At 49.1% G+C, this 26,226-nt stretch carries 26 protein-coding genes, 1 tRNA gene and 1 riboswitch; of the genes, 12 read left to right on the top strand and 15 right to left on the bottom strand.

Annotation, left to right across the window (positions count from 1 at the left end; genetic code table 11):
* Positions 1-12: 12 nt before the first annotated feature.
* Both AS151_RS14245 and trxA read left to right on the top strand, forming a co-directional pair.
* Positions 13-858 carry a CPBP family intramembrane glutamic endopeptidase gene (locus AS151_RS14245; RefSeq protein WP_071517726.1) on the top strand — a complete coding sequence of 282 codons (846 nt, stop codon included), beginning with the start codon at positions 13-15 and terminating at the stop codon, positions 856-858.
* 58 nt (positions 859-916) lie between these two features.
* Positions 917-1,234 (top strand): thioredoxin, encoded by a 318-nt coding sequence (gene trxA, locus AS151_RS14240; RefSeq protein ID WP_071517725.1) that lies wholly within the window; start codon positions 917-919, stop codon positions 1,232-1,234.
* A gap of 6 nt (positions 1,235-1,240) precedes the next feature.
* On the opposite strand, the gene AS151_RS14235 is transcribed toward trxA, so the two are convergent.
* From AS151_RS14235 to hetZ, 3 genes are all read right to left on the bottom strand, one after another.
* Positions 1,241-3,622: a DUF3488 and DUF4129 domain-containing transglutaminase family protein gene (locus AS151_RS14235; protein ID WP_071517724.1), complete on the bottom strand. Its 2,382-nt coding sequence runs from the start codon at positions 3,620-3,622 to the stop codon at positions 1,241-1,243.
* Positions 3,623-3,629: 7 nt separating this feature from the next.
* Positions 3,630-4,781, bottom strand: coding sequence for a hypothetical protein (locus tag AS151_RS14230; RefSeq protein WP_071517723.1), 1,152 nt, complete (start codon positions 4,779-4,781; stop codon positions 3,630-3,632).
* 136 nt (positions 4,782-4,917) lie between these two features.
* Positions 4,918-6,042, bottom strand: coding sequence for a heterocyst differentiation protein HetZ (gene hetZ, locus AS151_RS14225; protein WP_071517722.1), 1,125 nt, complete (start codon positions 6,040-6,042; stop codon positions 4,918-4,920).
* A gap of 125 nt (positions 6,043-6,167) precedes the next feature.
* Between hetZ and AS151_RS14220 the strand changes: the two genes are divergently transcribed.
* Positions 6,168-6,638 (top strand): hypothetical protein, encoded by a 471-nt coding sequence (locus AS151_RS14220; RefSeq protein WP_071517721.1) that lies wholly within the window; start codon positions 6,168-6,170, stop codon positions 6,636-6,638.
* Positions 6,639-6,692: 54 nt separating this feature from the next.
* On the opposite strand, the gene AS151_RS14215 is transcribed toward AS151_RS14220, so the two are convergent.
* Both AS151_RS14215 and AS151_RS14210 read right to left on the bottom strand, forming a co-directional pair.
* On the bottom strand, positions 6,693-8,543 hold the full coding sequence (locus AS151_RS14215; protein ID WP_084639607.1) for a mechanosensitive ion channel family protein: 1,851 nt from the start codon (positions 8,541-8,543) through the stop codon (positions 6,693-6,695).
* A 215-nt stretch (positions 8,544-8,758) separates the two neighbouring features.
* Positions 8,759-9,469 carry a GDSL-type esterase/lipase family protein gene (locus AS151_RS14210; protein ID WP_071517719.1) on the bottom strand — a complete coding sequence of 237 codons (711 nt, stop codon included), beginning with the start codon at positions 9,467-9,469 and terminating at the stop codon, positions 8,759-8,761.
* Positions 9,470-9,699: 230 nt separating this feature from the next.
* On the opposite strand from AS151_RS14210, the gene AS151_RS14205 reads away from it, so the two are divergent.
* The 5 genes from AS151_RS14205 (at position 9,700) to AS151_RS14185 (ending at position 11,191) form a co-directional block, all read left to right on the top strand.
* Complete coding sequence (locus AS151_RS14205; protein WP_071517718.1) at positions 9,700-9,927, top strand: DNA-directed RNA polymerase subunit omega; 228 nt, start codon at positions 9,700-9,702, stop codon at positions 9,925-9,927.
* Positions 9,928-9,948: 21 nt separating this feature from the next.
* Complete coding sequence (locus AS151_RS21635) at positions 9,949-10,386, top strand: hypothetical protein (protein WP_071517717.1); 438 nt, start codon at positions 9,949-9,951, stop codon at positions 10,384-10,386.
* Complete coding sequence (locus tag AS151_RS21630; RefSeq protein ID WP_071517716.1) at positions 10,349-10,621, top strand: hypothetical protein; 273 nt, start codon at positions 10,349-10,351, stop codon at positions 10,619-10,621. Before AS151_RS21635 ends, AS151_RS21630 begins: the two co-directional genes overlap by 38 nt.
* Before the next feature lie 30 nt (positions 10,622-10,651).
* On the top strand, positions 10,652-11,023 hold the full coding sequence (locus AS151_RS14190; RefSeq protein WP_071517789.1) for a DUF1818 family protein: 372 nt from the start codon (positions 10,652-10,654) through the stop codon (positions 11,021-11,023).
* Between the two features lie 94 nt (positions 11,024-11,117).
* Positions 11,118-11,191, top strand: a tRNA-Pro gene (locus AS151_RS14185).
* 63 nt (positions 11,192-11,254) lie between these two features.
* On the opposite strand, the gene AS151_RS14180 is transcribed toward AS151_RS14185, so the two are convergent.
* Complete coding sequence (locus AS151_RS14180; RefSeq protein ID WP_071517715.1) at positions 11,255-11,872, bottom strand: TMEM165/GDT1 family protein; 618 nt, start codon at positions 11,870-11,872, stop codon at positions 11,255-11,257.
* 395 nt (positions 11,873-12,267) lie between these two features.
* Between AS151_RS14180 and AS151_RS14175 the strand changes: the two genes are divergently transcribed.
* Complete coding sequence (locus tag AS151_RS14175) at positions 12,268-12,864, top strand: cytochrome b/b6 domain-containing protein (RefSeq protein ID WP_071517714.1); 597 nt, start codon at positions 12,268-12,270, stop codon at positions 12,862-12,864.
* Between the two features lie 230 nt (positions 12,865-13,094).
* On the opposite strand, the gene cbiD is transcribed toward AS151_RS14175, so the two are convergent.
* The 8 genes from cbiD to AS151_RS14130 all read right to left on the bottom strand — a co-directional run bounded on the left by cbiD (position 13,095) and on the right by AS151_RS14130 (position 22,582).
* The gene (cbiD, locus tag AS151_RS14165; protein ID WP_071517712.1) at positions 13,095-14,213 is read right to left on the bottom strand and encodes a cobalt-precorrin-5B (C(1))-methyltransferase CbiD; all 1,119 of its coding nucleotides are present in this window, start codon (positions 14,211-14,213) and stop codon (positions 13,095-13,097) included.
* A gap of 12 nt (positions 14,214-14,225) precedes the next feature.
* Positions 14,226-14,990, bottom strand: a complete 765-nt coding sequence (locus AS151_RS14160; RefSeq protein WP_071517711.1) for a cobalt-precorrin-6A reductase — start codon at positions 14,988-14,990, stop codon at positions 14,226-14,228.
* 37 nt (positions 14,991-15,027) lie between these two features.
* On the bottom strand, positions 15,028-15,825 hold the full coding sequence (cobM, locus tag AS151_RS14155) for a precorrin-4 C(11)-methyltransferase (RefSeq protein WP_071517710.1): 798 nt from the start codon (positions 15,823-15,825) through the stop codon (positions 15,028-15,030).
* A gap of 17 nt (positions 15,826-15,842) precedes the next feature.
* A complete protein-coding gene (gene cobJ, locus AS151_RS14150) occupies positions 15,843-17,714 on the bottom strand; it encodes a precorrin-3B C(17)-methyltransferase (RefSeq protein WP_084639606.1) in 1,872 nt (623 codons plus the stop codon).
* A complete protein-coding gene (locus tag AS151_RS14145) occupies positions 17,711-18,430 on the bottom strand; it encodes a precorrin-2 C(20)-methyltransferase (RefSeq protein ID WP_071517709.1) in 720 nt (239 codons plus the stop codon). Before AS151_RS14145 ends, cobJ begins: the two co-directional genes overlap by 4 nt.
* A 186-nt stretch (positions 18,431-18,616) precedes the next feature.
* Positions 18,617-19,912 carry a bifunctional cobalt-precorrin-7 (C(5))-methyltransferase/cobalt-precorrin-6B (C(15))-methyltransferase gene (locus AS151_RS14140; protein ID WP_071517708.1) on the bottom strand — a complete coding sequence of 432 codons (1,296 nt, stop codon included), beginning with the start codon at positions 19,910-19,912 and terminating at the stop codon, positions 18,617-18,619.
* A gap of 20 nt (positions 19,913-19,932) precedes the next feature.
* Positions 19,933-20,892, bottom strand: coding sequence for a sirohydrochlorin chelatase (locus tag AS151_RS14135; protein ID WP_071517707.1), 960 nt, complete (start codon positions 20,890-20,892; stop codon positions 19,933-19,935).
* 38 nt (positions 20,893-20,930) lie between these two features.
* Positions 20,931-21,085: riboswitch (cobalamin riboswitch) on the bottom strand.
* Positions 21,086-21,196: 111 nt separating this feature from the next.
* Complete coding sequence (locus tag AS151_RS14130; protein ID WP_071517706.1) at positions 21,197-22,582, bottom strand: cobyrinate a,c-diamide synthase; 1,386 nt, start codon at positions 22,580-22,582, stop codon at positions 21,197-21,199.
* Between the two features lie 84 nt (positions 22,583-22,666).
* On the opposite strand from AS151_RS14130, the gene cobW reads away from it, so the two are divergent.
* Positions 22,667-23,722: a cobalamin biosynthesis protein CobW gene (cobW, locus tag AS151_RS14125; RefSeq protein ID WP_071517705.1), complete on the top strand. Its 1,056-nt coding sequence runs from the start codon at positions 22,667-22,669 to the stop codon at positions 23,720-23,722.
* A 75-nt stretch (positions 23,723-23,797) separates the two neighbouring features.
* Here cobW and AS151_RS14120 read toward each other — a convergent pair whose 3' ends face one another.
* Complete coding sequence (locus tag AS151_RS14120; RefSeq protein ID WP_071517704.1) at positions 23,798-24,238, bottom strand: DUF6232 family protein; 441 nt, start codon at positions 24,236-24,238, stop codon at positions 23,798-23,800.
* A 75-nt stretch (positions 24,239-24,313) separates the two neighbouring features.
* Here AS151_RS14120 and AS151_RS14115 point away from each other — a divergent pair, with 75 nt between their 5' ends.
* Both AS151_RS14115 and AS151_RS14110 read left to right on the top strand, forming a co-directional pair.
* Positions 24,314-25,123, top strand: coding sequence for an endonuclease/exonuclease/phosphatase family protein (locus AS151_RS14115; RefSeq protein WP_071517703.1), 810 nt, complete (start codon positions 24,314-24,316; stop codon positions 25,121-25,123).
* Positions 25,124-25,243: 120 nt separating this feature from the next.
* A complete protein-coding gene (locus tag AS151_RS14110; protein WP_071517702.1) occupies positions 25,244-26,179 on the top strand; it encodes an RluA family pseudouridine synthase in 936 nt (311 codons plus the stop codon).
* The last annotated feature ends 47 nt before the right edge of the window (positions 26,180-26,226 follow it).

Here is a 26,226-nt window from a genome sequence, read left to right as displayed (position 1 = left end):
CGGTTAGCGGTCATGTTTGTTTTTCTCCCGGTCTTGACATTTTTAGAGGCGGTACCCTCCGTGGTAAAAACCGCCATCTTTTTCGGTATCTGGATTCTCTTTTGGCTACCCGTGGCCTGGCCTGTAAGTAAGTATATAGGCTGGCCGTTTCTTGCTGCGCCCCCTCCAGATCGCAAAATTCCTTTACTTGCCTCTTTGTATCTGGTGGCCGTACCGATCGTTTGGGGAACCATACACATCGAGCAACATCCCTTTTCCGACTACGGCGTTCGCGGGGATGTTGCTCTTTTCGTTTCTTTGGGGATGGGGGTGGTGGTGGCGCTGGCAAGCCTGTTGGTTTCCTTTGGCATACAGTGGATGGGGGGATGGATTCGTTGGGTGCAGTTTCCCCCAGTCCAAGTGTGGCTGCCTGCCGGTGGGTTGGCTTTGTGGGTGGCTGCGACGGAAGAATTGATTTTCCGGGGGATTTTACTGAATTGGTGGCGGCAAGATTGGGGACTTTGGGGAGCCGCGATCGCGACCAGTGCCATTTTTGCCCTGTTGCACGGGGTGTGGGAACGCCGCCAGGTCTTACCGCAGCTGCCGGGATTGTGGCTGTTGGGCATGGTGTTGGTACTGGCAAGACTCGCTGATGGTGGTAGTTTGGGCTTGGCTTGGGGATTGCACGCCGGTTGGGTTTGGGGTCTCGCTGCGTTGCAAAGTGGCGAAGCGATCGCGTATACCGGTAAAGTTCCCTCCTGGGTCACTGGCATCGCCCAACAACCCCTCGCTGGCGTGGTGGGAATTGTCTTGCTAATCGTACTCGGCCTGGGTTTGTACGGATTAGCCTTTCCAGAAGCAGCCAGCAACATTTTTTAGCCCCCCGGGAAAATAAATCGATAAAATAGAATGAGCGTTGGTCTGTCCAGGTGAGTTTATGAGCGTCAAAAAACAATTTGCCAGCTTTGAAGAAATGCTGAAAGCTTCTGAAACGCCACTTCTGGTTGATTTTTACGCCCCTTGGTGCGGCCCCTGTCAAATGATGGGACCGGTTTTGGACCAAGTAAACCAACAAATGCAAGGAAAACTCAAAGTGGTCAAAATCAATACCGACAACTACCCACAATTGGCTTCCCAATATCAAATTCAAGCTTTGCCCACCTTGGTTTTGTTCAAGCAAGGGAAACCCGTACAGCGATTTGAAGGAGCTATGCAAGCCCCCCAGTTAATCTCCAGCCTGCAATCCCATCTCTAAACGCCTTTAAGAACGCCACCAGCGTACCAACCACCGCCACCAAGACGGCTTGTGGCTGGCGAGCATTTTCTGGAGTTGCTGCAACCGGCGGTTGAGATACGCAACATCCACCGCCTCGTTGCCGTAACGCCAGCGGACGTAGGCTTGCGAAATTTCTTCCACGATGCTGCCGGCTGGGGTAGCTGCCCCCATTCGATATTGGCGGGCGTACTCTAGGGGGGTTTGGGCTGGATAGCGGGGATAGCCTTGTGCGCTCAGGGTGGCGAGGGTTTCTCGGTAGATACGTTCGGTTGGTGGCAGTCGGCGCAACCACCGGCGATAGCGCCATTGTCGCCAGCCTTGCCATCCCGACCAACCCACAAAAGCTACTGCGATCGCGACGATAATCCCTTGGAACCATCCCTGCCAGCCTTGGAAAAACAAATTGATAAACCAACGGATGCTGCTAGCAATTCCTTGGGCGATCGCGACCAAAACCGCCTGCAAAGCCGAGCGAACCGGCGTTGGCAACCAACCCGCCACCCACTGCCAAAACGTCCGTAGGGTACTCCAGGCGTATTCATCTTCCAGAGAAGGGGGAATGGTTTCGTGACCGGGAATGGGGTCGAAGCTATACCAGCCGTATTGGGGAATATACACTTCTGTCATCGCATAGGCATCGGTATTGCGCACCACGTACATGCCGGTGAACGGGTTGAACTCTCCAGCAGCGAAGCCCACCACCAAACGCGCTGGAATGCCGATAGACCGCAACATTACCGTGAGGGTAGTAGAAAAATGGTCGGGGTAACCGCCTTCCCAATCAAACAGAAAGGCTTCTACCAGGTCTTGGTTTCGATCGAGGAAAGGAACTTCTTTAACCGTGTAGGTTTGTTTTAAAGCTTGCGCTAAAAAGAAAGCTTTTTCATAAGGTGCGGTAATGGGTGTTTTGGCTTGGTTAAGCAGGCTTTCCGCTTTTTTGCCAACCGGTTCGCGAATAGCATCGGGAATTTGTAGGTAGTGTTTTTGAATCTCTTCGTTGTAGGTGGTGGGAGCGTTTTGCAGGCGTTCGCGATCGCGGTAGGAAACCTCCGACACCACACTGTAGGTAATGCCATCCACCAAATTCACCGGCGCTCGCAATCCTCCCTCCGGCCCTACATTCAGCTTGCGAGTAGGAAAATAAATCGATTCTGGCTGTGCCATCGCCGGAATCAAATTGGGCAACCGCGCCAAAATCGTATAAGTCTGGATAATTTCTTTGGTTCTTGCCGACGATCCCATTTGGGGAATATCAAACTTGTAGGAAAAAGAGGAGCGGTTGAGTTTGACGGTCTGCTCGTTGCGGGAAATTTCCCAACCAGCCCCCGTGTAACGGTCGAAGCCCAAAACCCGCCAAAATCCTTCCATCTGCGATCGCACCCGCATCACTACTTTCGGTTCCATATTCCCCCGCAGGTTTTGGTTGATGCGTTCGTTAAACCCGTAGTAAAACTCTTCATCCACCTGCCCAGGTTCGGATAAAGTTCCCCTGCCGAATCCCCCAGGACCACTACCACCAGCGTTTCCCTCTTCCTGCTGTCGGCGATTGTCTTCGTAGGCGGGATTGACAATGCGGCTGGCATCAAAATTGGCGGGAATATCAATGGGATTGCTTACTGGTAAAGTTTGGAATTGATAGCCGGGAAACCGAGGCGTGACGGCAAAAATGGCCAATCCTAAAGCCACTGTTGCCCCGAAAATGACGAACAAGCGTTTGGGGGTCAGCAAAGCTGCCAGCCGTGGCGACCAAACCCTCGGCATCTTTAACGATGGTCGTGCAGCCGGCGGGGAATGGGCGGATTGGCGGAACGGTGCCTGGTAGATGCCCAGACGGGAACGGTAGTCGAGCACCATGGTGGGAAAGGCAACCGCCAGAAACAAAAGCAAAAAGACGCCGTAAACCCACGTTTGGCTGAGGGTCCCACCTACGGCAATGAGAATCAAACCGATAACAATAGAGTATCCCAAATCCCGGCGGCGGGGCAGGTCAAAACTGTGCAAAACCTGCAACTGTACCAACAGTTCTGCCAACACCAAGCGGGTGTCGTTGAGACTGCGCAGCAAGTCGCGGAAAAAATCCCCCAAACACACCAACATGGCGATCGCTAGTAAAAATTTAATGGCAACATTACGCTGGTGGCGCTGACGCCAACTCCACGATGCCCCTACAATACTCAAAGGCACCGCCCAAACGCTCATAGGCAGGGATTCCTGCTGTCGCGATGCCACATCCGTCGCTACAATCCCCACCACCACCAACATTTGTACGGCAACGCGCAATGCCACCGAGTCTTCTACGACTTCCATCGCCGCACGCTGTCGCCACTGTTGCTGCCAAGACGCCCACCAGGTTTTCAGTGCCACCATCTGAGAACTAATCGCTTATGAAAATTGCAAAGATAGGTTGCTGTTCTTTGGCTTCTTGTTGCTCCGGCCATTGTACCTGTAGCGAATAAATTTGGTGGGGCTGACAATCCAAGAGTTCCCCGCTGACGGTTCCGGGATGGGAACGGCTGGCTTCTACTTGTTCGCTTTCTCCTTGTAGCTGCAAGCGACCGCCACTGGGGAGATAAGCTTGTACGCGCACAGCACCAATTTGCGCTTGGTAGGTCACATCAATGGTAATGGAACCGGCGGGGGTTTGCCAGTGTCTCTGTTGGTGGGTATGTTGGGTAGACAAACGCACCATTAGCGTATCTACCATTTCTCTAGCTGCCAGCAGGGAAAGCAAAATTTGCTGGGATTGGGTGGCTTCTTCGTAGACAATGCCCTCAACCCCCAACTGTTGGGCAAGCTGCCGAGGCGCGATCGCTTCGCTGCCTTCTCCATCGCGCAATCCCGACTCCAACACCAACAAGCGCCCCACCAGATCGTTTAAACTTTCGCTACAATCGGGGAATAGGGATTTTAGGGTAGCCACCAACTTCGCACCGCGCCGATATTCCGAAAGAATGGCAGCGGTACACTGGTGTCGCAACTCCTCAAACACCGATTGCGGTAGCAAAACCGGAAAGTGAAAATTGGCCCAAAAATTGGGAACTGTTTCGGTTTCTAATTGGTCTGGATAATCTAATACCTGCGTTTCCCAAGGAAACAGGGGCAGGTTTTCGGACAGCTCGTTTTTGAATTTGCTTTTTAAGAGTTGGTGAAATCGATTTTTCACGGCGCTCATATCGCCCAGTTTCATGGGTTCCTCTCCTAAATTTTGAGAGCAACTTTCCGGTTGCCCTTCATCCCCCATATCCAATTCCCTGCCATCCAAAGCAGGTGTCGCTGCGGTAAAATCCAGCTCCGCATCTACATCCACCGCATCATCGCTGATGTCGAAGTGCGGCGGCTCGGTTGGTACTTGGGCAGAAGCATTGACCGACGGTTCGCTATGGACCTCAGAGGGGGGGTCGGCGCTCGCCGCAGGCGAATTGCTGGCATCCGAGTCTAGTTCGGATGGGGAAATATTGGGAAACAGCCAAGTTAATAACTGATACCGGAAAGCCTCTTTTGAATTGCGATCTATGTGGTTATTCATGGTGAGATGCCCCTGCTCCGGAAATTTGTTTCCATACCTATGGGGGAGTTGAGGGTGTTAAGCTGATGGCGCTGTTTTTATTTTTGTTGAGTTGCCTGGGGAAGTGGGCAGCAATTTTTCCTCAAACCCTAGCATATTATTTGGTTATGACTTCATGATTGCGAAGATCCCAAGCTCGCTCTAACAATTTAAACCATTTTTTTTGCAGTTGGTTGGTGGTGCAACCGAGTTCTTTGGCGATTTCCGCGTCGTTGTAGTTTTGCTTTTTGAATTGCAACAGTTTTTCCTCTTCTGGGGTGCAGTGGGCGTGGAATTCTTGTTGTTGGGAGGGGGTTAAGCCCAAATTGCGGTCCAAATCAGCACCGAGCCACTGGTGTACCAATTCCCAGCGGTGCATGAGGGCAAAGCGAATTAAGTGATATTTAAATCGTTGCTGCAGGTAATCCCGCTGGCGTGGGGTAAGTCCCAGAATTGCTTCGATTTCCGCCGCGGATAGGTCTTGCAATCGCAAACAAAAATAATCGACGCAACTGTGTTGTTGTTTTTCTTCCAGGTATTGCAGCAGTTCGGCAATCACTTTTTGACGCAGGCTGTCGTCGGAGAGTTCTGGCTCTTGGTTCATGAGCGCGTCGCGCAGCTGCTGCAGGGAGGCATCGGCGGTGGCGTCGCCATTTTCGGAGGAAACGCCGTCGCAGGCACGGTCGATGTCAACGGAGGTTTCTGGCGGGTGTTGTTGGGAAAAGGTTTGCGCGCGCAGAACAATCAGTTGCTGCGATCGCTTGTGGGCAATACGGATGCGGCGTTTGGCGTAGCGTTCGGTAAAGGCCATGTATTCCGCCAACTCTAGCAGGGAACGGGGGGAATAGCGATCGCTCAGTTGCGCTTCCCGACGAAAGGCATTGAGAGATTCCAGATAAAATCCCTGTAAAAAGTCTTCAATTAACATCAACCGCGTTTGGTAGCTGGCATAGCTGGGAGAAGGGGCAATGTAGCGATAAACAATGGCACTGAGGGTGCTGTGCAATTCGGCACGCCCCGGTTCTGACCCCAACCGATAGTAACGCAGGCACTGCTGCAGGCGGTGTTTGGCGAGATGGAGTTCCCAAGCTTGGATGTCACCCGATTGTTGAATCCGTTGGCTTTCCGCACAGATGCGACTGGCTTCATCAGCAATACGCCCGGCTACTTGGCGGCAGTTTTTGCTTGTAGCCCGCGTATGGGTTTGCAGTTGTTGGAAGATGGTTTCGGCGATCGCGTCCACTTTGGGATATTTCTCAAGCCCGACTTTTTAGATTTCTTTCCAAACCCTAGCATATTCGCTAAGGCACCGTCTCTAGTATTAAGATTGGGGTAAATAATCTTCAATAGAATTTTGTACGCACAGACATGAGTTTAGACCAGCAAATCGAACAATTGGTGGCGGAAGCACCGCCAGATGGGCAAACACCACAGATCGTTAAAGCGATCGCACCAGCTTTAAAATATTTCGCGGGCAAACTCCAGCACCAACACTACTATATCCTGCAAAATCTAGACGAACGCTGGGTGGTCCACACCTTGAGCAACCGCGCCCAACCAGAAAAGCAAAAACGGGTGATTTACGCCTTTCCCTCTGTCAAAGACGCTACCCAAAACCTCACCACCTCCCCCACTTCCCAGGCAGTAGCCATTTCTATGCCGGTGACCCATATTTTGTTCCAATTGCTGGCTTTAAAAACCATTGACAGTTTGATTTTTTTTGAAACACCAGGAAATTTATCCTCCGGTGTGGAAGTGGGTCAGGAAGACTTTCAAAATTTAATTCAAGTTCAGCTCAAGCATGCGTTTGGGCAACAGCCACCCAGGAACATGGCTTGAGCAGTTTTTGTTTCTTCTATACTCCCAAACTCTCCACCTTTACTTCGATAGCAACTATTCCTGCGGCGAAGAACTAGGTGGTGTCAAGCGATCGCTTTTTCCTTTACCATTTGGCTTGATTCTTGTCAAGTCCAATCCATTTTCAAACCAAAGCGCTTGCTGGGGAATACCAATGTGAATCCCTTCGCGGTCGAAACGGTTTTTCAGGCGGCGGCGCAGTTCCCGGGCAACGCTCCACTGCTGCATGGGCTGGGTTTTAATCCAAATACGAATCACCATGCCGCTGTGGGAGATTTGGTCAACACCTAAAACCTGGGGAGCTTCCAACATCAGAGGTCGCCATTTGCGGTCATAGTAAAGATACTCGCAAACTTGGTTGACCACCGCCAAAGCACGATCGACATTGGTATAAAAATCCACCTCCACCGACAAATCCACCCGCGACCACTCTTTGGATAAATTTTCCACCATGGTAATCGTGCCATTGGGGATGGTAATCACGCTGCCATCCATGCCTCGCAGCTGGGTGATGCGCAAATTCATGCGCTCCACAAAACCGCACATTTGTTGGATAATCACCACATCGCCCACAGCATATTGGTCTTCCAGGAGAATAAAAAATCCGTTAATCGTATCTTTAATGGCATTTTGCGCTCCTAAAGAAAGAGCCAAACCGGCAATACCAGCCCCAGCCAGCAACGGGGTCAGATTGATGCCAATAATGGAGAGGGTCACCAAAACCGCAACGCCGACACCAATTAATGCCGTAACACTTTTGAATACCTGGGAAAAGGTGGAGATACGTAACGCAATGCGTTGGGAAGTGCGCTCGTCAACCAGTTCCTGCGGTTCCAACGCCGAAAACAAGCGATCGATAATCGCTTCCAGCAACCGAATAATTAAATAAGTGGCCAAGATCGCAATGGCAATGCGCAAAGGGAGGGCAAACAGTAGCGGTTGCAACCAACGGGTATAGGGAAAAAGTCTTAAAATGGTAGCGACGTTGGCACCCCAGAGCACCAACTGCACAATTTGTAGCAAGCGGCGTTGGATCTCGTTAAACGTAAACCACTGTTGGCGGCTCAGTTGCTGCCGAACCGAATCCAGACTGGTTGTGGGAAAGACAGCCGCATCCCCGGCTTCTCCTTCTAAAGATTGTGTGGGGTCGGTCTCGGCTTGTTCCGCAGCGGCGGCGGCTTCTGCTTCCATTTCTGCTTCAATGGCTTCAATGGTACGCTGGCGGCGTTTTTTCAGGGAGCGCTGCCACTTGGCAACCCCCCAACTTAGAAATAGCGTACCGCCGATAATGCCCAACGCTAGGGCACTTTGTCGAGCCAGAAATTCAGGCTGGCGTTGCTCTTTCGCCCGTACCAGGGCTTTCTCGATAATATTGCTTAATTCCGTCGCTCTGGTGGTAATGTCTCCCCTAGATAGTTTGGCATCTAGGTGGGTAACGGTCATGATATCGATTTCCCGCAGCTTATCACCATATTGGGCGTAGATGACGGGCAGGTCGTTGAGGAACTTGTAGGTAACGTGGAGTGTCTCGGGGTCGAAATCGCTACGCACGATACTGTACAGTTGGCGTTGGATGTCTCGTACGCGCCTTTGGCTAGATATGGAGACTGATTGGGATGATTTGGCGCTGTCGGAGTTGGGGGCAGGGGTAGCAACGTGAAAGAGCTTGTATCCATCTAGCCAAACTGCACGGATATCGAGCTTTTCTTGTTCTACTGGGGAGAGGATTTGCGAGATCCCCTCCAAGCCAGCAAGGGGTGGAATTTGGCTGAATGTAGGAAAAGCATTTTTGGCCGCTACTGGTAAAGTAGAAGTCAAAAATGCGATCGCCATACCGAGAACGCCCCAAATTGCCAGGCGATACAGCGCTTGAACTCGTGATTGCATTGCGATACCTAAAGGCGCAGATGAAATTTTTGGGTTGTGCCAGGAGAATCTAGCCTACCCCTTTGTCTATAATGAAACCAATGGCACCAAAAACAATAACCTTTTGGAAAAATCTTTGTCTGCGGCTATTACAAGCGGTTTTAATTGTCTCTTTGGCTTGGTTGTGGGTGTTGTTAGCGGCGACCCCGGCCGCTTAAAATCCTACTCATGCTGCCCTATGCTTCTCTGCTGCGATCGCGATGTTGTAGCTGCTGGAAAGGTTCCCAATGCCGTAAATCGGTTAAAATGGCTCGATACCCCTGGGGATTGGGATGTAAACCATCTCGACCGATGAGGGGTCGCCACCAAGCTGTTCCCCGTTGCTGCCACAGGTCGTACAAATCGAGGTAGGGAAGGTTGTGGGCAGCACAGGCTTGGCGCGTTGCTTCTTTGTAGCGGTATTGGTCTTGGTGGTTGTAGTACAAACAGTTGAGAAAAGGCATTTTCGTTTCGTCGGTGGGGGGCATCCCCACAAACAAAACTGGGCACAGTTTTTGCGCGCGTACCAGCAGCTCGCTTATTTGCTTTTGAAACTGGGAAAATTCGGTAAAATTACGCCCTTGTGGGGATTGCAATCGGGCAGAGTCGTTGACACCGACAGATAAAATAATGATATCGGGGACGCGATTGCGCAGTTCGCCGCGGTTGCGGAATTCATCTTCCAAACGCTGGGTTACCTGTTCCACGCGATCGCCCCGTACGCCCAAATTGTACACCACATGACCGGGACTGCCATCGAGCATCCACTGCCGTCGCAGCCTTTCTACCCAACCGCCTCCTTCGGGATCGCCAAAGCCGTAAATCAAACTATCTCCCAAAGCCACGACGCGCAAGGGATGGGAACGGGGAAGACGGTCTCTGTTAGAATCGACAGAAAGCGTTTGCATAAGGAACTTCCAGAATCAGGTCAAACGTTACGTGCGTATCTGCTGGGACCGATTGACTTAGGGGTGCTTTCGCATTTTTAGCAATATTTTGTAAATCTTCATTTATCTCCACAAAGATACACGATATAGTATCAGTAGGAAAGCGTAACCAAAAATTTTCTCGCTGCTCCCTTTTTGATCCACTTCAGTGCGTGTTAGGAAGATTCTTTATGCTCCCTAGAAGAAGACGGATGCCCAAACGAACCTCCATCGAACCGACGCACCTCATGCATCGGGGCGAGGAGTTAATTGAAGCCGCATCCAACCGCTATCGCATTACCGTTCAAGTAGCCACCCGCGCCAAACGTCGCCGCAGCGAAGACATCGACAGCTTGGACGACCCGATGATGAAACCGGTGATTCGAGCGATTATTGAAATGTCTGATGAATTAACCCAACCAGAAATTATTGGTGATTGAGGAAGTAGCAGAGATCGGAAAATGGCAGACCGGGGGCTTGACAAATTAACCAAAATATGGTATGCATTTGGCGCTGGTTGCTTGCTAGTGGGGGGGTGGCTGTTGGAGATAGCACCTGCCGCGAAGGCGCAGCCAGCAAGTTCTCTGGATGTTTCCGGGTCGGAGATGGTTGCCCAGCAAATTCGTTCTACCGGCAGTCGCGATCGCACCAATCAAGTTTGGCAAAAAGTCTACGAGCAATTGCCCGATTTGCCTCGGGAAAACGATTACGTTAGCCGCAAAACGGGAGAGGTGCTGACCGACAATACGCTGGTGGGGCGTTTGATTCGTTACCATCGATATGTCAAGCAGCGCCCAGTGCGCTATCGCTTGGATTGGAAGCTGACCATCGCCGATTACCTGCAAGCCAACGAACCCATATTTGCCACCAACTATCCCGGTAGCAGCACTCACTTTTGAGACCAATCCCTTAGAAGGCGATCGCGAGGCGATTGCCAGTTTATCCCGCGAACAGCGCCATGCCTTGGTGAATACCTTGGTAAGGTTATTTTATCCCCAATACGAAGAGCTGGTCCGCCAGCAAGCCGAACGGGAAGCTGCGACTGCTGCTAATTCCGAAGCCAGCGACCCCGAACCGACCAACTCCCCCTCACCGCTACCGCAACGGGGAAATGCCGATTTGTTGAAGCCTTAACTTTTAATTTCAGATTGTCTGCGTGGGATGATGGGCGATCGTAAAATTCTCAAAAGTGGCAACGGGTGGCGGTTGGGATGGGATCCCGATGCCGGGGAATTTACCGGTTTGCTAGGCAACGATACCTGGGCTATGGAACTGACAGCCGCTGAGTTAGAGGATTTTTGCCAGTTGTTGGAGAAGCTGGCAACTACCATGGAACAGATGGCTGAGGAACTAATGGATGAGGAAAGAATTGCCTGCGAAGCCCAAAGCGATCGTATGTGGATGCAGGTAGAAGGATTTCCCCACGCTTACAGTTTGCAAGTAATTTTGACAACAGGCAGGCGTTGCGAGGGATATTGGGAAGCGGAAGCGATCGCCCATTTGCTGGCAGCAGCGCGATCGCTTTCTGTATTTTAAGAAAATGCACGCAAAAAATCTGTCAAGCTGTTGACATAGAAATTGAGTGTGCTACGATTGTAAATGCTTCGCAAGGAAGTAAAAACAAAAAAAACGGGGCGTAGCGCAGTTTGGTAGCGCACCACTTTGGGGTAGTGGGGGTCGTGGGTTCAAATCCCGCCGCTCCGATTTTTTGCTCAAAATCCCCAATAGCAACCTCTAGTTTTAGGGGTTGTTTTTTTATGGATGAGATTACCGCATTTCCCAAGCCACCAAAGCACCGAAAACCAAAAACAAACAGCCACCTGCTATAGTTAACCAGCGTTCCGAGAGACGACCGCTGATGAGGTTGCCGCTAATAACAGCAATGGCAGTAGCCATACCATGTCCTAGAGTAGCACCTAACGCAACGCCCAAAGGATGCTTGGCAGCGGCTAGGGTTATGGTAGCAATTTGCGTGCGATCGCCCCATTCTGCAAAGAAAGTTAACAAAAAGGCTTCTAGCAAAATAGACATCGTAGAAAAGGAAGTTGCCTTTTTTTCGTGGCTTTGAACCGCTTCTGCAGCTTCCTTTTGTTCTGCCAACCAGCTTGCCGAACGAGCCATCTTGACCCCATCGTACAGCATTTTGAAACCGAACCCCAAAAATAAAGCGATCGCCAACCAGCGAACGTAGTGTTGCGGGAAAAATACTGTCACCTGACCCAACAGAACCGACAGAACTGTCATCAAAGACAAAGCTACAGTAACGCCGATAAAAATCCAACGGCGTGGGTGTCGCGTAGCCAAAATCATACTAATAAAAAATGATTTATCTCCCAGTTCCGATAGTGCAATGAGCAGCAATCCAGCAGTCAAGCCATTTAACATAACGATAAATACAAAAACTTATCAACCAAATTAAATTCACGAACGGAAACATAAACTTTTGGCAACGCAATCGCTAGATAGAAGCACTGCCCAAAAATACTCGATATATTGTTCGTATATTACAATTTTTATAACTGGAAAATCAAGTCGTTTCCCGTACTTTCTCATTCATTTTTGTGTCATATTATTTTGAAATTTATTTCATTTTTCGCGATCGCAATTAACACTTTATTTTCATTTTGATTTCATACTGTATTCAAATTGCTTTCATTTTTTGAAAAACCAGGTTTTCTGCCATCATGTATAGGAACAGCGAACGAATTTAGTTTACTTTTTCACTAGCATAACCGAAAAGTTTGCTATTATAATTGCTAGAAAAACACAAACAGATATCCATGTCTTTCCGCACACCATACCAACCCCTACTGCTGCGTATCCTCCATAATGCCAGTGGCTTGCTGGCGATCGGGGCTTTGCTAACCGGTTTTTTGGTGTACAATACCTACGATCGCCGATTTGGTGGCATTCCTTTCCCGAAAATCGACGATATCCAAGGAATCCACGGTAGCTTGGGATTATTTTTTCTACTGGTCTTTCCCTTTTTGGCTATTTATAGCTTTCATTGGGGGTCCAAGAAACTTCTATCTGCCGACTTTGCGAAAAAAATCACCCAAAATATCGGTCAACCAGTCTGGTGGGTTAACTGGCAGCGAATCACCAATACCTTAATCTTGCTAGCTGCTACCTTGTCTGTCATCTCTGGCAGAATGATGAAAGAAGCCTGGCTACCGGCAGGGGAACTGCATCATGTTTGGTACAATCTTCATCTGATTGCATGGGTCATTCTTTTGTTTTCGCTAATAGCTCATATTTCCATGAGTTTGCGGGTAGGAGGCATTTCCCTACTGCGTTCTATGCTAAACTGGCGCTATCGTGCTAGCGATTCTCCTTCGTTGTGGCTGCGTTGGTTGCGATCGCAATTGCGACGATAAAATTCCTATATCGCCCATGAACATCCATCAATTCAAACAAAAAATCAAAAAATGGCAGCCCAATCCTGCCTTGCGCGTCGTAGAATTTCTCGTATTGGGTGGCATCGTACTAGCCTTTCTCATGCCACTTGCATATTATGTATTTCCTGGAAAAAACAATCCCAACAGCCAGGAAACTTCCTCGCTCCTCTTTTCCCAAAACCACTCATTAGGAGCATCTTTTCTCTATTTTAATTAGTCTCATTGGACTTTGTGTCCTTTGTGTCTTTGTGGTTTTGTAAAATCTTCTCCGCATTGTCATCTTTTGCTAAAATATTCCCCGTGCGATCGAACAAAATCGTACCAACTTCAACAGAAGTATCGGCATATTTTTGTACGTATGCCAGCGACTTGGCAGTAATTTTTGCCGCCAGCTGTGCCATAACAGCATCGGCTACATGACGTTTTGCCAGTTCCTTGTAAGCTGCCGCTGCCGTCTGCGACTGCAACACCGCCTTCACCGCATCCAAATCGCCACCTACTTCCACCACCGTAGCCGCCAAAACTTCCAACTTCCCATCTGCCACGTGGCTAGACGTATTAAAAATACCGCCGCCGAGTTTGGCTAACTTTCCGTGATAGCCAATTAACAGCACAGATTCCGCCTGCCGCAACCCCGCTTCCACCAACAAAGCACCCAACCAGTTGCCAGTTTGCACCATCGCTGCCTGGGAAATCCCCAAATTAGCACTCACTTGCATACCATTGCTACCAATACAAAAAGCCAAATGGCGAGTCTTTTGAATCGTTTCTTGCAAATGCTGGCGAAAATCTTGCAAACGGTCTTCTGCGGAAAGGGGTTGGGAAATGCCACTGGTTCCCAACAACGACAATCCTTCTAAAATACCAAACGCCTCGTTGGAAGTTCGCGTTGCCAGTTGTCGTCCTTCCGGTAAAATAATTCGTATAACGGCGGTTTTGTCGTCGGGAATCAAAGGCAGAATATTGGCATCGAAGATATCCCTGGCGTAGCGATAAATAGCGGCTTTGCCAGTGCTGGTTTTGCCAATCCCTTCCCCACCTTCTAAAATCATAGGTTTGTTGCTTCTAGGTTGCAATTGTACCCAAGCCCAAATGGGAGTATTTCTCGTTAAATCTAAATTATCTCCTGGGTCGCTGCGGGTAATGGCTAAAGCGGTGTCGGCATCGAGTTTGGCTACCTGTTCGATGGGAATTTCGGCGGTATCTGGCAGGATGTTGGTAGAAACAGATGCGGGAGGTTCTGCCGTAGCGGGATTTTGACAGCAGAGAATGGCTGCTTTGGCGGCAGCAACGGCAAAAACGGGAAGGGTGTAGCCAGTTTGAACCATAGGGATGTGAATTTATTCCGTTGAACGACAAAATGACTGGCAAAACGATCGCAGTTGCGATAAATTAGATGTTTGCTGGGGATAGTTGATGTTTGGTCTTTGAATTGCCCATAAATCGATGCCCATTTCCAGGGCAACGGCTTGTTTGACATCAAAACCACCCGCTTGACCGCTGGCTTTGGTAATAACTGTATCGATGTTTAATTTTTGCCAAAGTTGGCGTTCCGGTTCTTTGGCGGCTGGGGTGCGTTGGAGAATGAGTTTTTCTGGGTGGAAACCAGCAGCGATCGCTTGTTCGCGAGAAGATTCGCTGGGCAAAATTCGCGCCCAAATTTGACAGTACGGTTGCCAAGGGATAAAATAGGGTAAAGCTTTTACTCCCAAAGTTAGCAAGATTCGCCGATTTTGAAAATTTCGCTTGTCCATCCATTGAACGATTTCTTCCACATTAGCAAAAACTGTGGTTGGTGGCGATCGCATGGGGATTTGCGGTCGTTCAAAGCGTAAATAAGGCAGTTGGGTGGCGATGGCGGATTGGGAGATTTCCGTGGCAAAGGGGTGGGAAGCATCGACAATCCCTTGAATGGGATATTCGGCGATTAATTGCGAAATTTTCTCAGGAGTCATTTTGCCCACGCGAACCTCCCCAGTCAGATTTTGATACAATTTGGCAGCACTTGGCGTCGTCACCGTCACCACCCAATGACAACCAAGTTCGCTCAAAACGCCAGCCACATCTCGACTTTCACTTGTACCACCGATGAGCCATAGTGCCATAATTCTTGTTTAAATGGTAGGCTGGGCATTGCCCACCCTACTTCTTGGGTCGAAAAATATGCTGGTGTTCTTCATGATACAGACGAGAACGAGATTCCGGACTGCCAGCTAGGGCAGGACTGATGATGTAAAGAACCGTACGTTTGAGTTTTTGTTCGTGGGTTAGCGATACCATCTCATCCAAACGTGCCAATTTGACATATTCATCATCCCAACCGACACGATATAAAAGAGCCATTGGCGTATCCGGGGGATAGTGTTCTAGCAATTTTTCTTGTGCCTGTTTGCAGTGGTGTGCGCTTAAATACAGGCAGAGAGAGGCGCGGTGGGAAGCGAGGCTGGACAAATCTTCGTCGGTGGGAACGTTGGTTTGCCCTTGCATGCGGGTGAGGATAATGGTTTGCACCAGTTCCGGAACGGTGAGTTCTACTTGCAAGCGCGCGGCTGCTCCTTGAAAGGCACTGACCCCAGGAACCACTTCAAAGGGAATGTCTCGTTCTAGCAAATAGACAGTTAGTTCGTGCAAAGCACCGTACAAACTCGGGTCGCCGTCTTGCAAGCGAACCACGGTTTTGCCGGCTTTGGCGCGTTCGGCTACCAAAGGCAACCAGTCTTCCAAAACTTGCGATCGCGTATCGACAATTTCCGCATCGGCTTTGGCAACCGATAGCATATTTTCGGGAACCAGCGACCCAGTATAAACAATGGTATCGGCGGTTTTTAAATAGTTTTGACCGCGAACGGTAATTAAATCCAGCGCGCCGGGACCAGCCCCCACGATCGCAACTTTGCCTTTAGAATGGTTATTATTAGATGTATTGTTAGCATCAAACATAGACAGTCCTCTAAATTTTAGAAATCATATTTACCGGTATAGCCTCTGGGAGTGATGAAGCGATCGCGATAACGAAACGTACTTTCATTGCCAATTAAAATCACCGTTAGCATATCCACCTGACCTTCTTCGATATCATCCAGCGTGGTAAGATAGATACATTCATCTTGGCGATAAATCGAACGCGCGATCGCAACCGGTGTTTTTGGCGAACGATAGCGGCGGAAAATTTGCAAAGCCTTCGTCAACACCTCAGTACGATTTTTAGAACGAGGATTGTACAAAGCCACCACAAAATCAGCCATCGCCGCCGCTTCCACCCGCCGTTCGATAACATCCGTTGGCGTTAGCAAATTAGAAAGGGAAATTGCGCAAAAATCGTGCATCAACGGCGCGCCAACCTTGGCTGCCACCCCCTGCAACGCCGTAATGCCGGGAAACACCTGCACTTGTGGATTTTCCCCATCCCAATCTTGGCTTGCCAACGCTTCCATCACCAAACCCGCCATGCCGTAAATCCCGCAATCGCCAGAAGAAATCACCGCCACAGTCAATCCCCGTTTGGCGAGAAAAATGGCACGTTCCGCGCGTTCCACCTCCTGGGTGATTTGGCTATCTTCCCGACATTGCAACGGATGCAGCAGGGGTTCGATTAAATCCAAATATAGCTTGTAACCGATAACAACATCAGCCTGCGCGATCGCACTTTTGGCAGCCGGCGTAATTTGGTCGAGACTTCCCGGACCCGACCCAATCAAATACAATTGTCCTATATTCGGATTGTATTCTACCGTACTGCGAGCAATACTGAGGGTACAAGCACCCCTCGCATCGCGATAAACTCGTTTGCCAATAGCAATTTCCGCCAATTCCGAACTACCTGCAGCCATCAAAGCCGCCGCTTCCGAAACAGAGGGAGTACCCACCGCTTGTTCCACCGCCGCCGACGGATGGGGAACATCGACCTTCGCCAAGGTTTCCCTGGGATAAAACTGCAAAGGAACGTTCAGACGGTTGGCAAGTTCCAGCAAACCAGGTTCATCTGCTTTGATATCGATAGAAGCCAAACCAGCAACAGCCTCCACCGCCAATCCATTCTCCGCCAGCAACTGCCGCAAAGATGCTTCCAGCAAATCGACTTCCGTTCCCCGTTCGCAACCTACCCCCACCCACAAAGTTCGGGGATGCCAGCAAACAAGTGGCATGTTCGTAGGCGATTCGCGAATCGCCTCTGGCGGCAATCTATCGCCAATCCAAATGGCAGCCGTCGCCTCCGCATCATCCATATTATCCATTTCCGTCGCAAACTGAAACGGATGGTTGGGTGGCAGAGAACCCCGCCAAAAATCCCAACCCGCCTGCTGAACCACCAGAACCGGATTTCTCCTAGCAATTGCCGAAGAAACCCCCAGCCAATCCCCACTTCCCCGTTGCCAGCCGTAGGCATTTCCCAGCAAATCCACCGCCGGAAGTTGGTAACCTTCCGAAGCCGACGTAATGACTGGCGTTCCTTCCAAAGCCGCCGCAATCTGACGCGCCAAAGCATCCGCGCCACCGATATGACCGCCGCTGACGCTAACTGCGAATTGACCGCTTTCGTCAACAGCAACGACTCCTGGATCCTCTTCTTTATGGTTTAGAAAAGGCGCGATCGCACGTACCACCGCACCCACCGCTAAAATAAAAATTAAGCGATCGCATGTTTGCCAAAGTTGCGGCAACAGCGAAGACAGCGACCCGCGATAGGTATAGAAATTTTCTGGGAATTCTTCGTAACTACGATCGGTAATTTTGGTCCAAATTTGTGCTGCAGGCAAAACCGTCTGCAACCGCGATGCCAGGCGAACGCTATTGGGAGTAGGTGCAATAATAGCAATCGATAGGGTCATGCCGAATCCTGCTTTCTTAAAATTAAAATAGAAAAATAATGGGGTTTGGCTGTGGGTTCGATTTCTTTTAAAGTGGCATAAATTTTCTGTTTATCCCAACCTATCCATTCTACCAGTTGGGCGCGTTCCAATAAACCTTTTTCCTGCAAAAAATACCAAACATCGGTAAAAACAGAACCCACCTTCATCAGCACCACAACTTCTGCCCATTGCAAGGCATTTTCCAGTTCTTGTAAACTATAAACCGCCGGCAGAATAGCAATTTTTTCGCTACCAATCGCCAGCGGTTCCTGCAAAACCGATGCTGCTGCCAGCGGCGAACAAATCCCGGGAACCGAATCAATTTTGGCATCTGGCAATTGGGATTTCAGGGTTTGGAAAATATAGGTAAAGGTACTGTAAAAACTAATATCCCCTTCCGAGAGAAAAGCCACATCCCGACCGGCTTTTAAATAGGGAACCAATTGACTGGTAGCTTTTTGCCAAGCCTGTTCCAAATGGTCTTTATCTCGAACGAAAGGCAAATATAGCGGCAAAATGGTTTGTTCTGCCGATAAAAAATCCCGCACAATTTTATAAGCCATTCCTGGCTGACCTTGATTGTTTTGAGGAACGGCAATTATATCCACGGACTGGATAATTCGCAATCCTTTTAAGGTTAACCATTCCCCATCCCCAGGACCAACGCCAATTCCCCATAAAGTTCCCAAATTCAAGTTGAATTCTCCTTCCCAAAAACCTTTGTGTTCTTTGTGTTTTTGTGGTGCAAAAAGTTATATGAAATCCTCTTGAATAGAAGTTGATTGTTCTCAGACCCCCGGCTGTCGCCGTCCCCCTTGGCAAGGGGGACTACAGGGGGTTATACCGGTCGAAGCAAATTAAGTCTATAGTCGGATTTCATATTATGATTCCGGACAAATTCCCTGCAAAATCATCACCGGATTTAAAGGAACAAATCGCGTCGATTCTTTTAAAGCCACCGAACGGGAAATATTCGCCTGAATGGATTGTACTTGCCAATTTTTCTCAGTAAGGTAGGTTTGCGCGCTGCTGTAGGCTTCGATGGTGGCAAAGTTACCAACCAAAACCCCGCCTGGCGCGATCGCATTTGTAGCAGCTTCTAAAATAGCAGGTAATTGACGACCGCCACCACCCACCATAATCCGATGGGGAACTGGCAAATTGGCAAGAACTTCTGGCGCGCAACCGCGTACAATTTCTAAGTTAGTGATATGAAAGCGATCGCGATTTTTGGCGATGGTATCCACACCAGCGGTAGTCTTTTCAATAGCATAAACCCGCGCATCCGGCAGCAAACGCGCAATTTCCACCGCAATGGAACCGCTACCCGAACCGATATCCCACACCACTTGCGACGGTTGCAAACGCAGCATCGCCAGCGACAAAACCCGAACTTCCTGTTTGGTCATCAAACTAGGTCTATCGGTAAAGGTATGCAAGTCGCCATCGGGAATTCCCAAAAGGGGGGTTCCCCAACGCTGGTTGGGAGTAGCAATGGCTTCCAAAACCACCACATTCGGCTGGGGAAATGTTGCTTCCACTGCCGCTTCCGGAAACATCCCCGCCACCTGTTCCGACGGCGACCCCAGTTCGCTGCATACCCAAATTTTATATTGTACGGGAGGACGCAAATCTAAAATGGTTTTGGCGATCGCGCTAGGTGTATAGGTACCATCGGTTAAAATAGCAATTGGCGATTTTCCCTGTTGCAGCGGTTTATCCAAATTCTCCGCCATCCTGCCATGAACGCTGATGACGGTAGCGGATTGCCAGGGGAGGCGCAAGCGGCTAAATGCCAGTTGTACCGAACTAACATGGGGATGGAATACCAGTGTCTCGGGGTCAAAACGTTCCTGCAACAGACGACCGATGCCAAAAAACAACGGGTCGCCACTGGCAAGAATCACCAGCGATTCGGAGTTGCTGGCGATTCGCGAATCGCTGGCGATTCGCGAATCGCCACTACAGGCTTCTACCTTCTGCAACCAAGCTTCCATATCCCCGGCAATGGGGATGGTTTGAACCTGGCTGAGGTCGATATGTTCGCTACACAGTTGCAAATAGCGATCGCTACCAGCAATGCAAGTAGCCGCTTCTAACTGCGATCGCGCCGTTGCTGACAATCCAGCGACGCCATCCAATCCCATACCGATGACATGAATTTGGGGTTTTGCCATGGGAACGCCAACGCTAACTTTTAGGGAACCTGCCAGGCGCGTTCGTGATAATCCTGCGGATGCGCGTAGGGGTCTTCCGCGCCATGATGGTGGTGGTCGTGGTGATGGTCGTGATGGTGGTCGTGGTGGTGGTCGTGGTGGTGGTCGTGGTGGTGACCGATAGCGCCTACCTGTTCGCTAACAGCGCGGCGGAACTTGCACATTTCGCAGTTCATCACTACTTGACCCTCGCGCGCCTCTTGTTCCCGTTCGCGAATCAGGTCGAATAAAATTGGGTCCAAACCAATTTCGGAAATGGTCTGAATTTGAACATCTGGATTTTGCTCTTGTTGCGCTTTGGCGGCATCTTGAATGCGTTTGACCAAAACTCCCGTAAATAGAAAATGAGGAATCACCACGATGCGCTTGGGATTCCAAGTCCAGGCGCGTTCAAAACCTTGGTCGATGCGGGGATGGGTAATGCCGCTGAAACAAACCTCGATACCTTTGTAACCGCTGCCTTCCCACAACAAACGTGCCAGCTTGTAAACATCACCGTTGGCATCGGGGTCGGAAGCGCCACGTCCCACAAATAAGATAACAGTTTCCGATCGCTCTACTTGGGAAGTTTCGTCTACTTGTGCCAATCGCTGCCGCCACAAGTCTAATAATTTGGGACTTACTCCGAAATGCCTGCCGTAGTGGAAGGTCAATCCCGGATGGCGGGATTTAGCTTTGTCGAGTTCGTTGGTCACGTCAAATTTATTATGGCGCGCCGCAAATAACAAAACTGGCAGTGCGGTAATTTCTTGGTATCCCATCTCTATGCAGCGATCGACCCCTTCTTGGATTGAAGGTTCTGTCAGTTCCAAAAAGCAAGGAATCACTGGTCGGGAGCGATCGCGCTCTTGAAATGCTTCGGCAAAGTCGAGAAATGTCTGTCTGCCGTCTTTATCTCTGGTTCCGTGTCCTAAAAGAAGTAAAGGTGTTGTTTGACTCATGTATCCACATCCTTTCCCCGTGCGACGCAGGGAGTTACCATCGATGTACTGTAAAAAATTGGCATTCTGGCTTGGGTTGTTGCCACGTTCGCTTGTGGAAGACCCATTACAGCTGCGGCACAGCGCCGGAATCGCACCGGACTTTCCCAATTTTTTACGTTGATTGTTCGCAATTTACCTACTGTAGCATAGGTACCGCCAGAGGTCGAAGAAATTTTTTATAAAATAATTTGCCCGTTACCATTTTTTGCCAAATTTTTCAAGCATTGCGATCGCCAAAAATTCTCTTATTCTCTTTTGTTCGTTATTGTTGATTGGCAACCTGGCGACAACTCTCCACAAAAGAATGCGCAAACTCGGGATTGTTGGCAAAATGTAAATGCACGTAGCTTGCCAAGGTATTTTTCATTTTATATCCTTCACGTACCGATGATTTTCCGCGTCCAGAAACTTGATAGCAAGTTGAAACTTCCCCACCACCATCGAGAATTTCGGAATAGTGAAAGCGATGGCCGCGAATCGTACAATTATCTAGGGGAAATCCAAATTGGCTATTGTTACTGTCAGTATGAACCTGTGCGTATCCTAATTTAACTTTGCGACTCATGCGCGTCCAAAATGGAAATATCCCCACCAAAGAATAGCGATCGCCTTGTAGGGATTCAATGCCTTGGGAAAGATACATTAACCCCCCACATTCTCCATATACAGGATAGCCAGCATAACAAAAATCCCGGACACTTTTGACGAGCGATCGATTGGCTGCTAATTGTTCGGCATATAATTCTGGATAACCGCCACCAATATACAATCCCTGAAGATTTTTTGGCAAAGGATCTGTTAGTGGCGAAAATTCTATTAACTCGGCACCATAATTTTCCAACAATTCTAAATTTTCTTGATAGTAAAAACAAAAAGCATTATCCCTAGCAACGCCAATGCGTACCTGCGAATGAGATAGCTTGGAAGACATCCAATCGTCTGGCGATGGCGGTGGCATAGAAGTCATTGCCGAAAGCGATAAAAGCTGGTCTAGATCGAGATGTTCCTCCAGCAAATCCGCCAAAGCATCAATATACATATCTCCCAAATCGTCTTCAGTTGCCATCCACAAACCTAAATGGCGTTCCGGAATCGCCACCGAATCGCTACGGGGAATTGCGCCGAGAAAAGCCACATGGGGAAGACGTTCCAACGCTTCTCGCAAAAGCGAACCGTGACCCACACTTCCCACACAATTGCAAATCACCCCAACCAGGTTTACTTCTGGATCGAAATTGGCGTATCCTTGTACCATGGCTGCCGCACTGCGAACCATCGAACGCGCATCCACCACCAAAACCACTGGAATTCCCAGCCATTTTGCCATTTCTGCGGTACTGCCAGCTTCGGTGGTGGGTCCAAAACCGTCGTACAATCCCATTACGCCTTCGACCACAGCAATATCGCTGTTGGCGGTATATTTTTGAAACAGGGAAAGATTGGTTTGCGCCGATAGCATCCAACCGTCGAGATTGTGACCCATTCTGCCAGTGGCTTGCCAGTGGTGGCTGGGGTCGATAAAATCGGGTCCAACTTTAAATGATTGTACGGTCAATCCCCGTCGGGATAAAGCGCGCATCAAACCGATAGAAATAGAGGTTTTGCCAACACCGCTGTGGGTTCCAGCAATTGCAATAGCTTGGGTCATAAAAGAGAAAATATGGTAGCAGTATTAAAATAATCAAGTCTACCAACTAAAGGTACCCATTTCGATCGATTTTTTATGAAAACAATGCACAAACTGCCAGTTACTGTCATTACCGGATTTCTCGGTTCCGGCAAAACCACCACCATTCGCCACCTCTTGCAAAACAGCGAAGGTCGTCGCGTCGCCGTCTTGGTCAATGAATTTGGCGAAGTTGGCATCGACGGCGAAGTATTGCGTTCCTGCCAAGTTTGCGATGAAGAAGAAACTAAAGAAACCAGCAATGGCAACGGCAATGGCAACATTTTGGAATTGGCAAATGGTTGTCTGTGTTGTACGGTTCAGGAAGAATTTTTGCCAACCATGCAAGAATTGCTGAAACGCCGGGATAGCCTCGATGCCATTGTCATCGAAACCTCGGGATTGGCGCTTCCCAAACCTTTGGTCCAAGCTTTTCGCTGGCCGGAAATTCGTACGGGTGCTACTGTAGATGGTGTGGTGACTGTGGTCGATTGCCAAGCGATCGCGCACGACCAACTGGTAGGCGATTTAGATGCCTTAGAGGCGCAACGTCAAGCAGATGACAGTTTGGACCACGAAACGCCGATTGAAGAACTGTTTGAAGACCAGCTAAACTGCGCCGATATGGTCTTACTGACCAAAGTGGATTTGGTGGATAAAACCACCCGCAACCGCGTGGAAAATTGGTTGCAGCAGCAACTTCCCTCTCACGTCAAAATCGTTCCTTGCGAAAGCGGACAAGTGGCAACCGACGTTTTGCTAGGCTTTAACGCCGCTGTTGAAGAGCATTTAGATTCTCGTCCCAGCCATCACGATACGGAAGAAGAACACGAACACGACGAAGATATCAACGCCGTCCACCTGACATTCGACCGCGCCTTCGACCCCAAAGATTTGGTCCAACGCTTGCAAAATTTAGTCCAAAATTGGGAAATTTATCGCGTGAAAGGCTTTGTGTCCGTCCCCAACAAGAAAATGCGCTTGGTTATGCAAGGGGTAGGCAAACGATTTACCCATTTCTACGACCGTCCTTGGCAACCCGACGAACCCCGTCAAACGCAATTGGTTTTCATTGGCGAAAGCTTGGATGCGGACCAAATTCGTACGGCTGTGATCCAATAAACGATATAAATAACTCTGGAAGTGTGGGAAAAGCAATTCAAGAACGTCTTTCTTCCCCATTTCCCCTGTTTCCTTCTATTCTCCATCATCCTCACGCCTTTTTTGGGCGATCGCTTGCTCCAATGCCGCTTGTAACTTATCCATCTCCTGCTTGTCGTCTAACTCTGGTTCGATTTCTTTGCCACCAACGGTCCTTATGGAAAGTTTATAATTCCCTTCACCGGGATTGAAAAATTTCCAGGCTGCTATTCCACCGAAAATAATTCCGATGCTGGTAGAGATTCGAGCTTCGTTTTCGTTTAAATTTAAAATATTTGGTATGATGAACCAGAACACAAGACAGAGAATCAAGGACATTAAAATAGTCACCAGGGAAAATGGCGGGTCTTTGTCGTCTCTTTCTAAAAATTCGATATAGCGAACCTGATATTTGCGATCGCGAATTTCCAGCCATTCGGTGGTTATTTTGATTTTCTCTTTCTTGTTTTCATAAAGCGGAAGAGAATCTTCTGACATAAGCAATTCCCATCATCGTAGATCGAGAAAAATTATCTAAAAAATTTCAAATGACCACAATCGTACCATTTGGCTATGAGATATTTAATTGCTTTCACCATCTGCCTGGCTTTGGGGATTGGCGGCTGCGGTAGCAACAACCAGCAATGGCAAACCGTTGGTTTTAATGTAGAATCTAGGGATGCCGATCCACAAACCATTGCCCAAGAATATGTTGCTCCTTTAGAAAATATCGATATTTGGGGATTTTCCGAGGTACGAGATGGACAGTGGGCGCAAATTTTGGAACAGGCTGCCGAAAAAGGAGAAAATGCTGATTTTGGCGGGATTTTGGGAACAACTGGTGGCGACTATCGGTTGTTAATTGTATACAACCGCGATCGCTTCCGAGAACTCCGCCATTTTGAACTGCAAGATATGAACCTAGGAGGCAACGTACGGGCACCTCTGGTAGCACATTTTCGCTTTCAGGCTACAGGGGAAGAATTTTTATTTGTGGTCAATCACCTATTTCGCAGCGATCGCCAACGACGCCACCAACAAGCGCGCATGCTCAATCAATGGGCGCAAAAGCAAGATTTACCCATCGTCGCTGTAGGTGATTATAACTTTGATTGGGACATTCGCAGCGATGGTTTGCGTCGGGATTTGGGATTTGACTATCTTACCCAAAACGGCGTTTTTTCCTGGGTGAAACCTCAAAAATTGCTTCCCACCCAATGCAGCCAAAAGTTCCAGAGTATTCTAGATTTTGTCTTTATCTCCCAGGAAGTGAAAAACTGGTCCCCATCTGCTAAAATATTATATCCTCAACCGAGTTACTGCCCCGACGACGAACAAAAAAGCGACCATCGCCCGGTACGGGGAACTTTTAAGTTACCATAGAAGCATATCGAATGTGGGAGCATGGGCGCATGGCACAATTCTAGAAAATACTTTCTTCCCCCCTGTTCGGTCTGGTCGGTCTCTTCCCCTCCCAAACTGGTATTCTATTTGCGTAGGAACTTGGTAGAATCTTTTCAATTAAAAGTTGATACCAATGGCGTGCGGTTGGACCGCTGGTTGGCCAAGCAAATTCCCGATTTATCGCGATCGCGCCTCCAGCAACTAATTGCCCAATCTCACGTGAGTGTCAACGGTCGCGTTTGTACCTGCAAAAAAAATACCCTACAAGCAGGCGATCGCATACAAGTGACCGTTCCTCCCTCACAACCGGTAGAACTGCAACCAGCTAACATTCCTCTGGATATTCTCTACGAAGATGATGCCATTATTATTATTAACAAACCCGCCGGTTTGGTGGTTCATCCCGCACCCGGTCACGAACAAGATACCTTGGTGAATGCGTTGCTGGCGCATTGTGACTTTTTGGCAGGAATTGCCGGCGAACAAAGACCGGGAATTGTCCATCGTTTGGATAAGGATACCAGCGGTGCTTTGGTGGTTGCCAAAAGCGATCGCGCTTTACAAAACTTGCAAGCACAAATTCAAGCCAAAACCGCACAGCGAGACTATTTAGGCATCGTCCATGGCAGTTTTAGCCAAAACCAAGGTACTTTTGTGTTTCCCGTGGGTCGCCATCCCGTTCACCGCAAAAAAATGGCGGTTGTTCCCTACGAACGTGGCGGTCGGGAAGCCATTACCGAATGGGAAGTGTTAGAACGGTTGGGGAACTATACCTTGCTGCGATTTCACTTAAAAACCGGACGTACCCACCAAATCCGCGTTCATTGTTCCCACGTGGGGCATCCTTTGGTTGGCGACCCGGTATACAGCCGCAGAAAACCTGTTGGTGTTAACCTTACCGGTCAGGCGTTACATGCTTGGGTTCTGAAACTACAACATCCCGAAACTAGCGAACCTATCGAAGCGATCGCGCCACCACCGGAATCTTTTACCAAGCTACTGCTACCTCCTAATAGGTTATTTACTGGACAATAATTGACTTTTGTTGACTTGATAGTCGTAGCCATCTTTCTTGAAGATTG

The sequence above is a fragment of the Geitlerinema sp. PCC 9228 genome, from assembly GCF_001870905.1.
Taxonomy (GTDB): Bacteria; Cyanobacteriota; Cyanobacteriia; order Cyanobacteriales; family PCC-9228; genus PCC-9228.
This window is presented reverse-complemented; position numbering and strand designations above follow the sequence as displayed.

Bases quoted from the DNA above. Each gene is read 5' to 3' on its own strand.
- AS151_RS14245 (WP_071517726.1), top strand. From the start codon at position 13: ATGTTTGTTTTTCTCCCGGTCTTGACATTTTTAGAGGCGGTACCCTCC.
- trxA (WP_071517725.1), top strand. From the start codon at position 917: ATGAGCGTCAAAAAACAATTTGCCAGCTTTGAAGAAATGCTGAAAGCT.
- AS151_RS14235 (WP_071517724.1), bottom strand. From the start codon at position 3,622: ATGGTGGCACTGAAAACCTGGTGGGCGTCTTGGCAGCAACAGTGGCGA.
- AS151_RS14230 (WP_071517723.1), bottom strand. From the start codon at position 4,781: ATGAATAACCACATAGATCGCAATTCAAAAGAGGCTTTCCGGTATCAG.
- AS151_RS14220 (WP_071517721.1), top strand. From the start codon at position 6,168: ATGAGTTTAGACCAGCAAATCGAACAATTGGTGGCGGAAGCACCGCCA.
- AS151_RS14215 (WP_084639607.1), bottom strand. From the start codon at position 8,543: ATGCAATCACGAGTTCAAGCGCTGTATCGCCTGGCAATTTGGGGCGTT.
- AS151_RS14210 (WP_071517719.1), bottom strand. From the start codon at position 9,469: ATGCAAACGCTTTCTGTCGATTCTAACAGAGACCGTCTTCCCCGTTCC.
- AS151_RS14205 (WP_071517718.1), top strand. From the start codon at position 9,700: ATGCCCAAACGAACCTCCATCGAACCGACGCACCTCATGCATCGGGGC.
- AS151_RS21635 (WP_071517717.1), top strand. From the start codon at position 9,949: ATGGCAGACCGGGGGCTTGACAAATTAACCAAAATATGGTATGCATTT.
- AS151_RS14190 (WP_071517789.1), top strand. From the start codon at position 10,652: ATGGGCGATCGTAAAATTCTCAAAAGTGGCAACGGGTGGCGGTTGGGA.
- AS151_RS14180 (WP_071517715.1), bottom strand. From the start codon at position 11,872: ATGTTAAATGGCTTGACTGCTGGATTGCTGCTCATTGCACTATCGGAA.
- AS151_RS14175 (WP_071517714.1), top strand. From the start codon at position 12,268: ATGTCTTTCCGCACACCATACCAACCCCTACTGCTGCGTATCCTCCAT.
- cbiD (WP_071517712.1), bottom strand. From the start codon at position 14,213: ATGGTTCAAACTGGCTACACCCTTCCCGTTTTTGCCGTTGCTGCCGCC.
- AS151_RS14160 (WP_071517711.1), bottom strand. From the start codon at position 14,990: ATGGCACTATGGCTCATCGGTGGTACAAGTGAAAGTCGAGATGTGGCT.
- cobM (WP_071517710.1), bottom strand. From the start codon at position 15,825: ATGTTTGATGCTAACAATACATCTAATAATAACCATTCTAAAGGCAAA.
- cobJ (WP_084639606.1), bottom strand. From the start codon at position 17,714: ATGACCCTATCGATTGCTATTATTGCACCTACTCCCAATAGCGTTCGC.
- AS151_RS14140 (WP_071517708.1), bottom strand. From the start codon at position 19,912: ATGGCAAAACCCCAAATTCATGTCATCGGTATGGGATTGGATGGCGTC.
- AS151_RS14135 (WP_071517707.1), bottom strand. From the start codon at position 20,892: ATGAGTCAAACAACACCTTTACTTCTTTTAGGACACGGAACCAGAGAT.
- AS151_RS14130 (WP_071517706.1), bottom strand. From the start codon at position 22,582: ATGACCCAAGCTATTGCAATTGCTGGAACCCACAGCGGTGTTGGCAAA.
- cobW (WP_071517705.1), top strand. From the start codon at position 22,667: ATGCACAAACTGCCAGTTACTGTCATTACCGGATTTCTCGGTTCCGGC.
- AS151_RS14120 (WP_071517704.1), bottom strand. From the start codon at position 24,238: ATGTCAGAAGATTCTCTTCCGCTTTATGAAAACAAGAAAGAGAAAATC.
- AS151_RS14115 (WP_071517703.1), top strand. From the start codon at position 24,314: ATGAGATATTTAATTGCTTTCACCATCTGCCTGGCTTTGGGGATTGGC.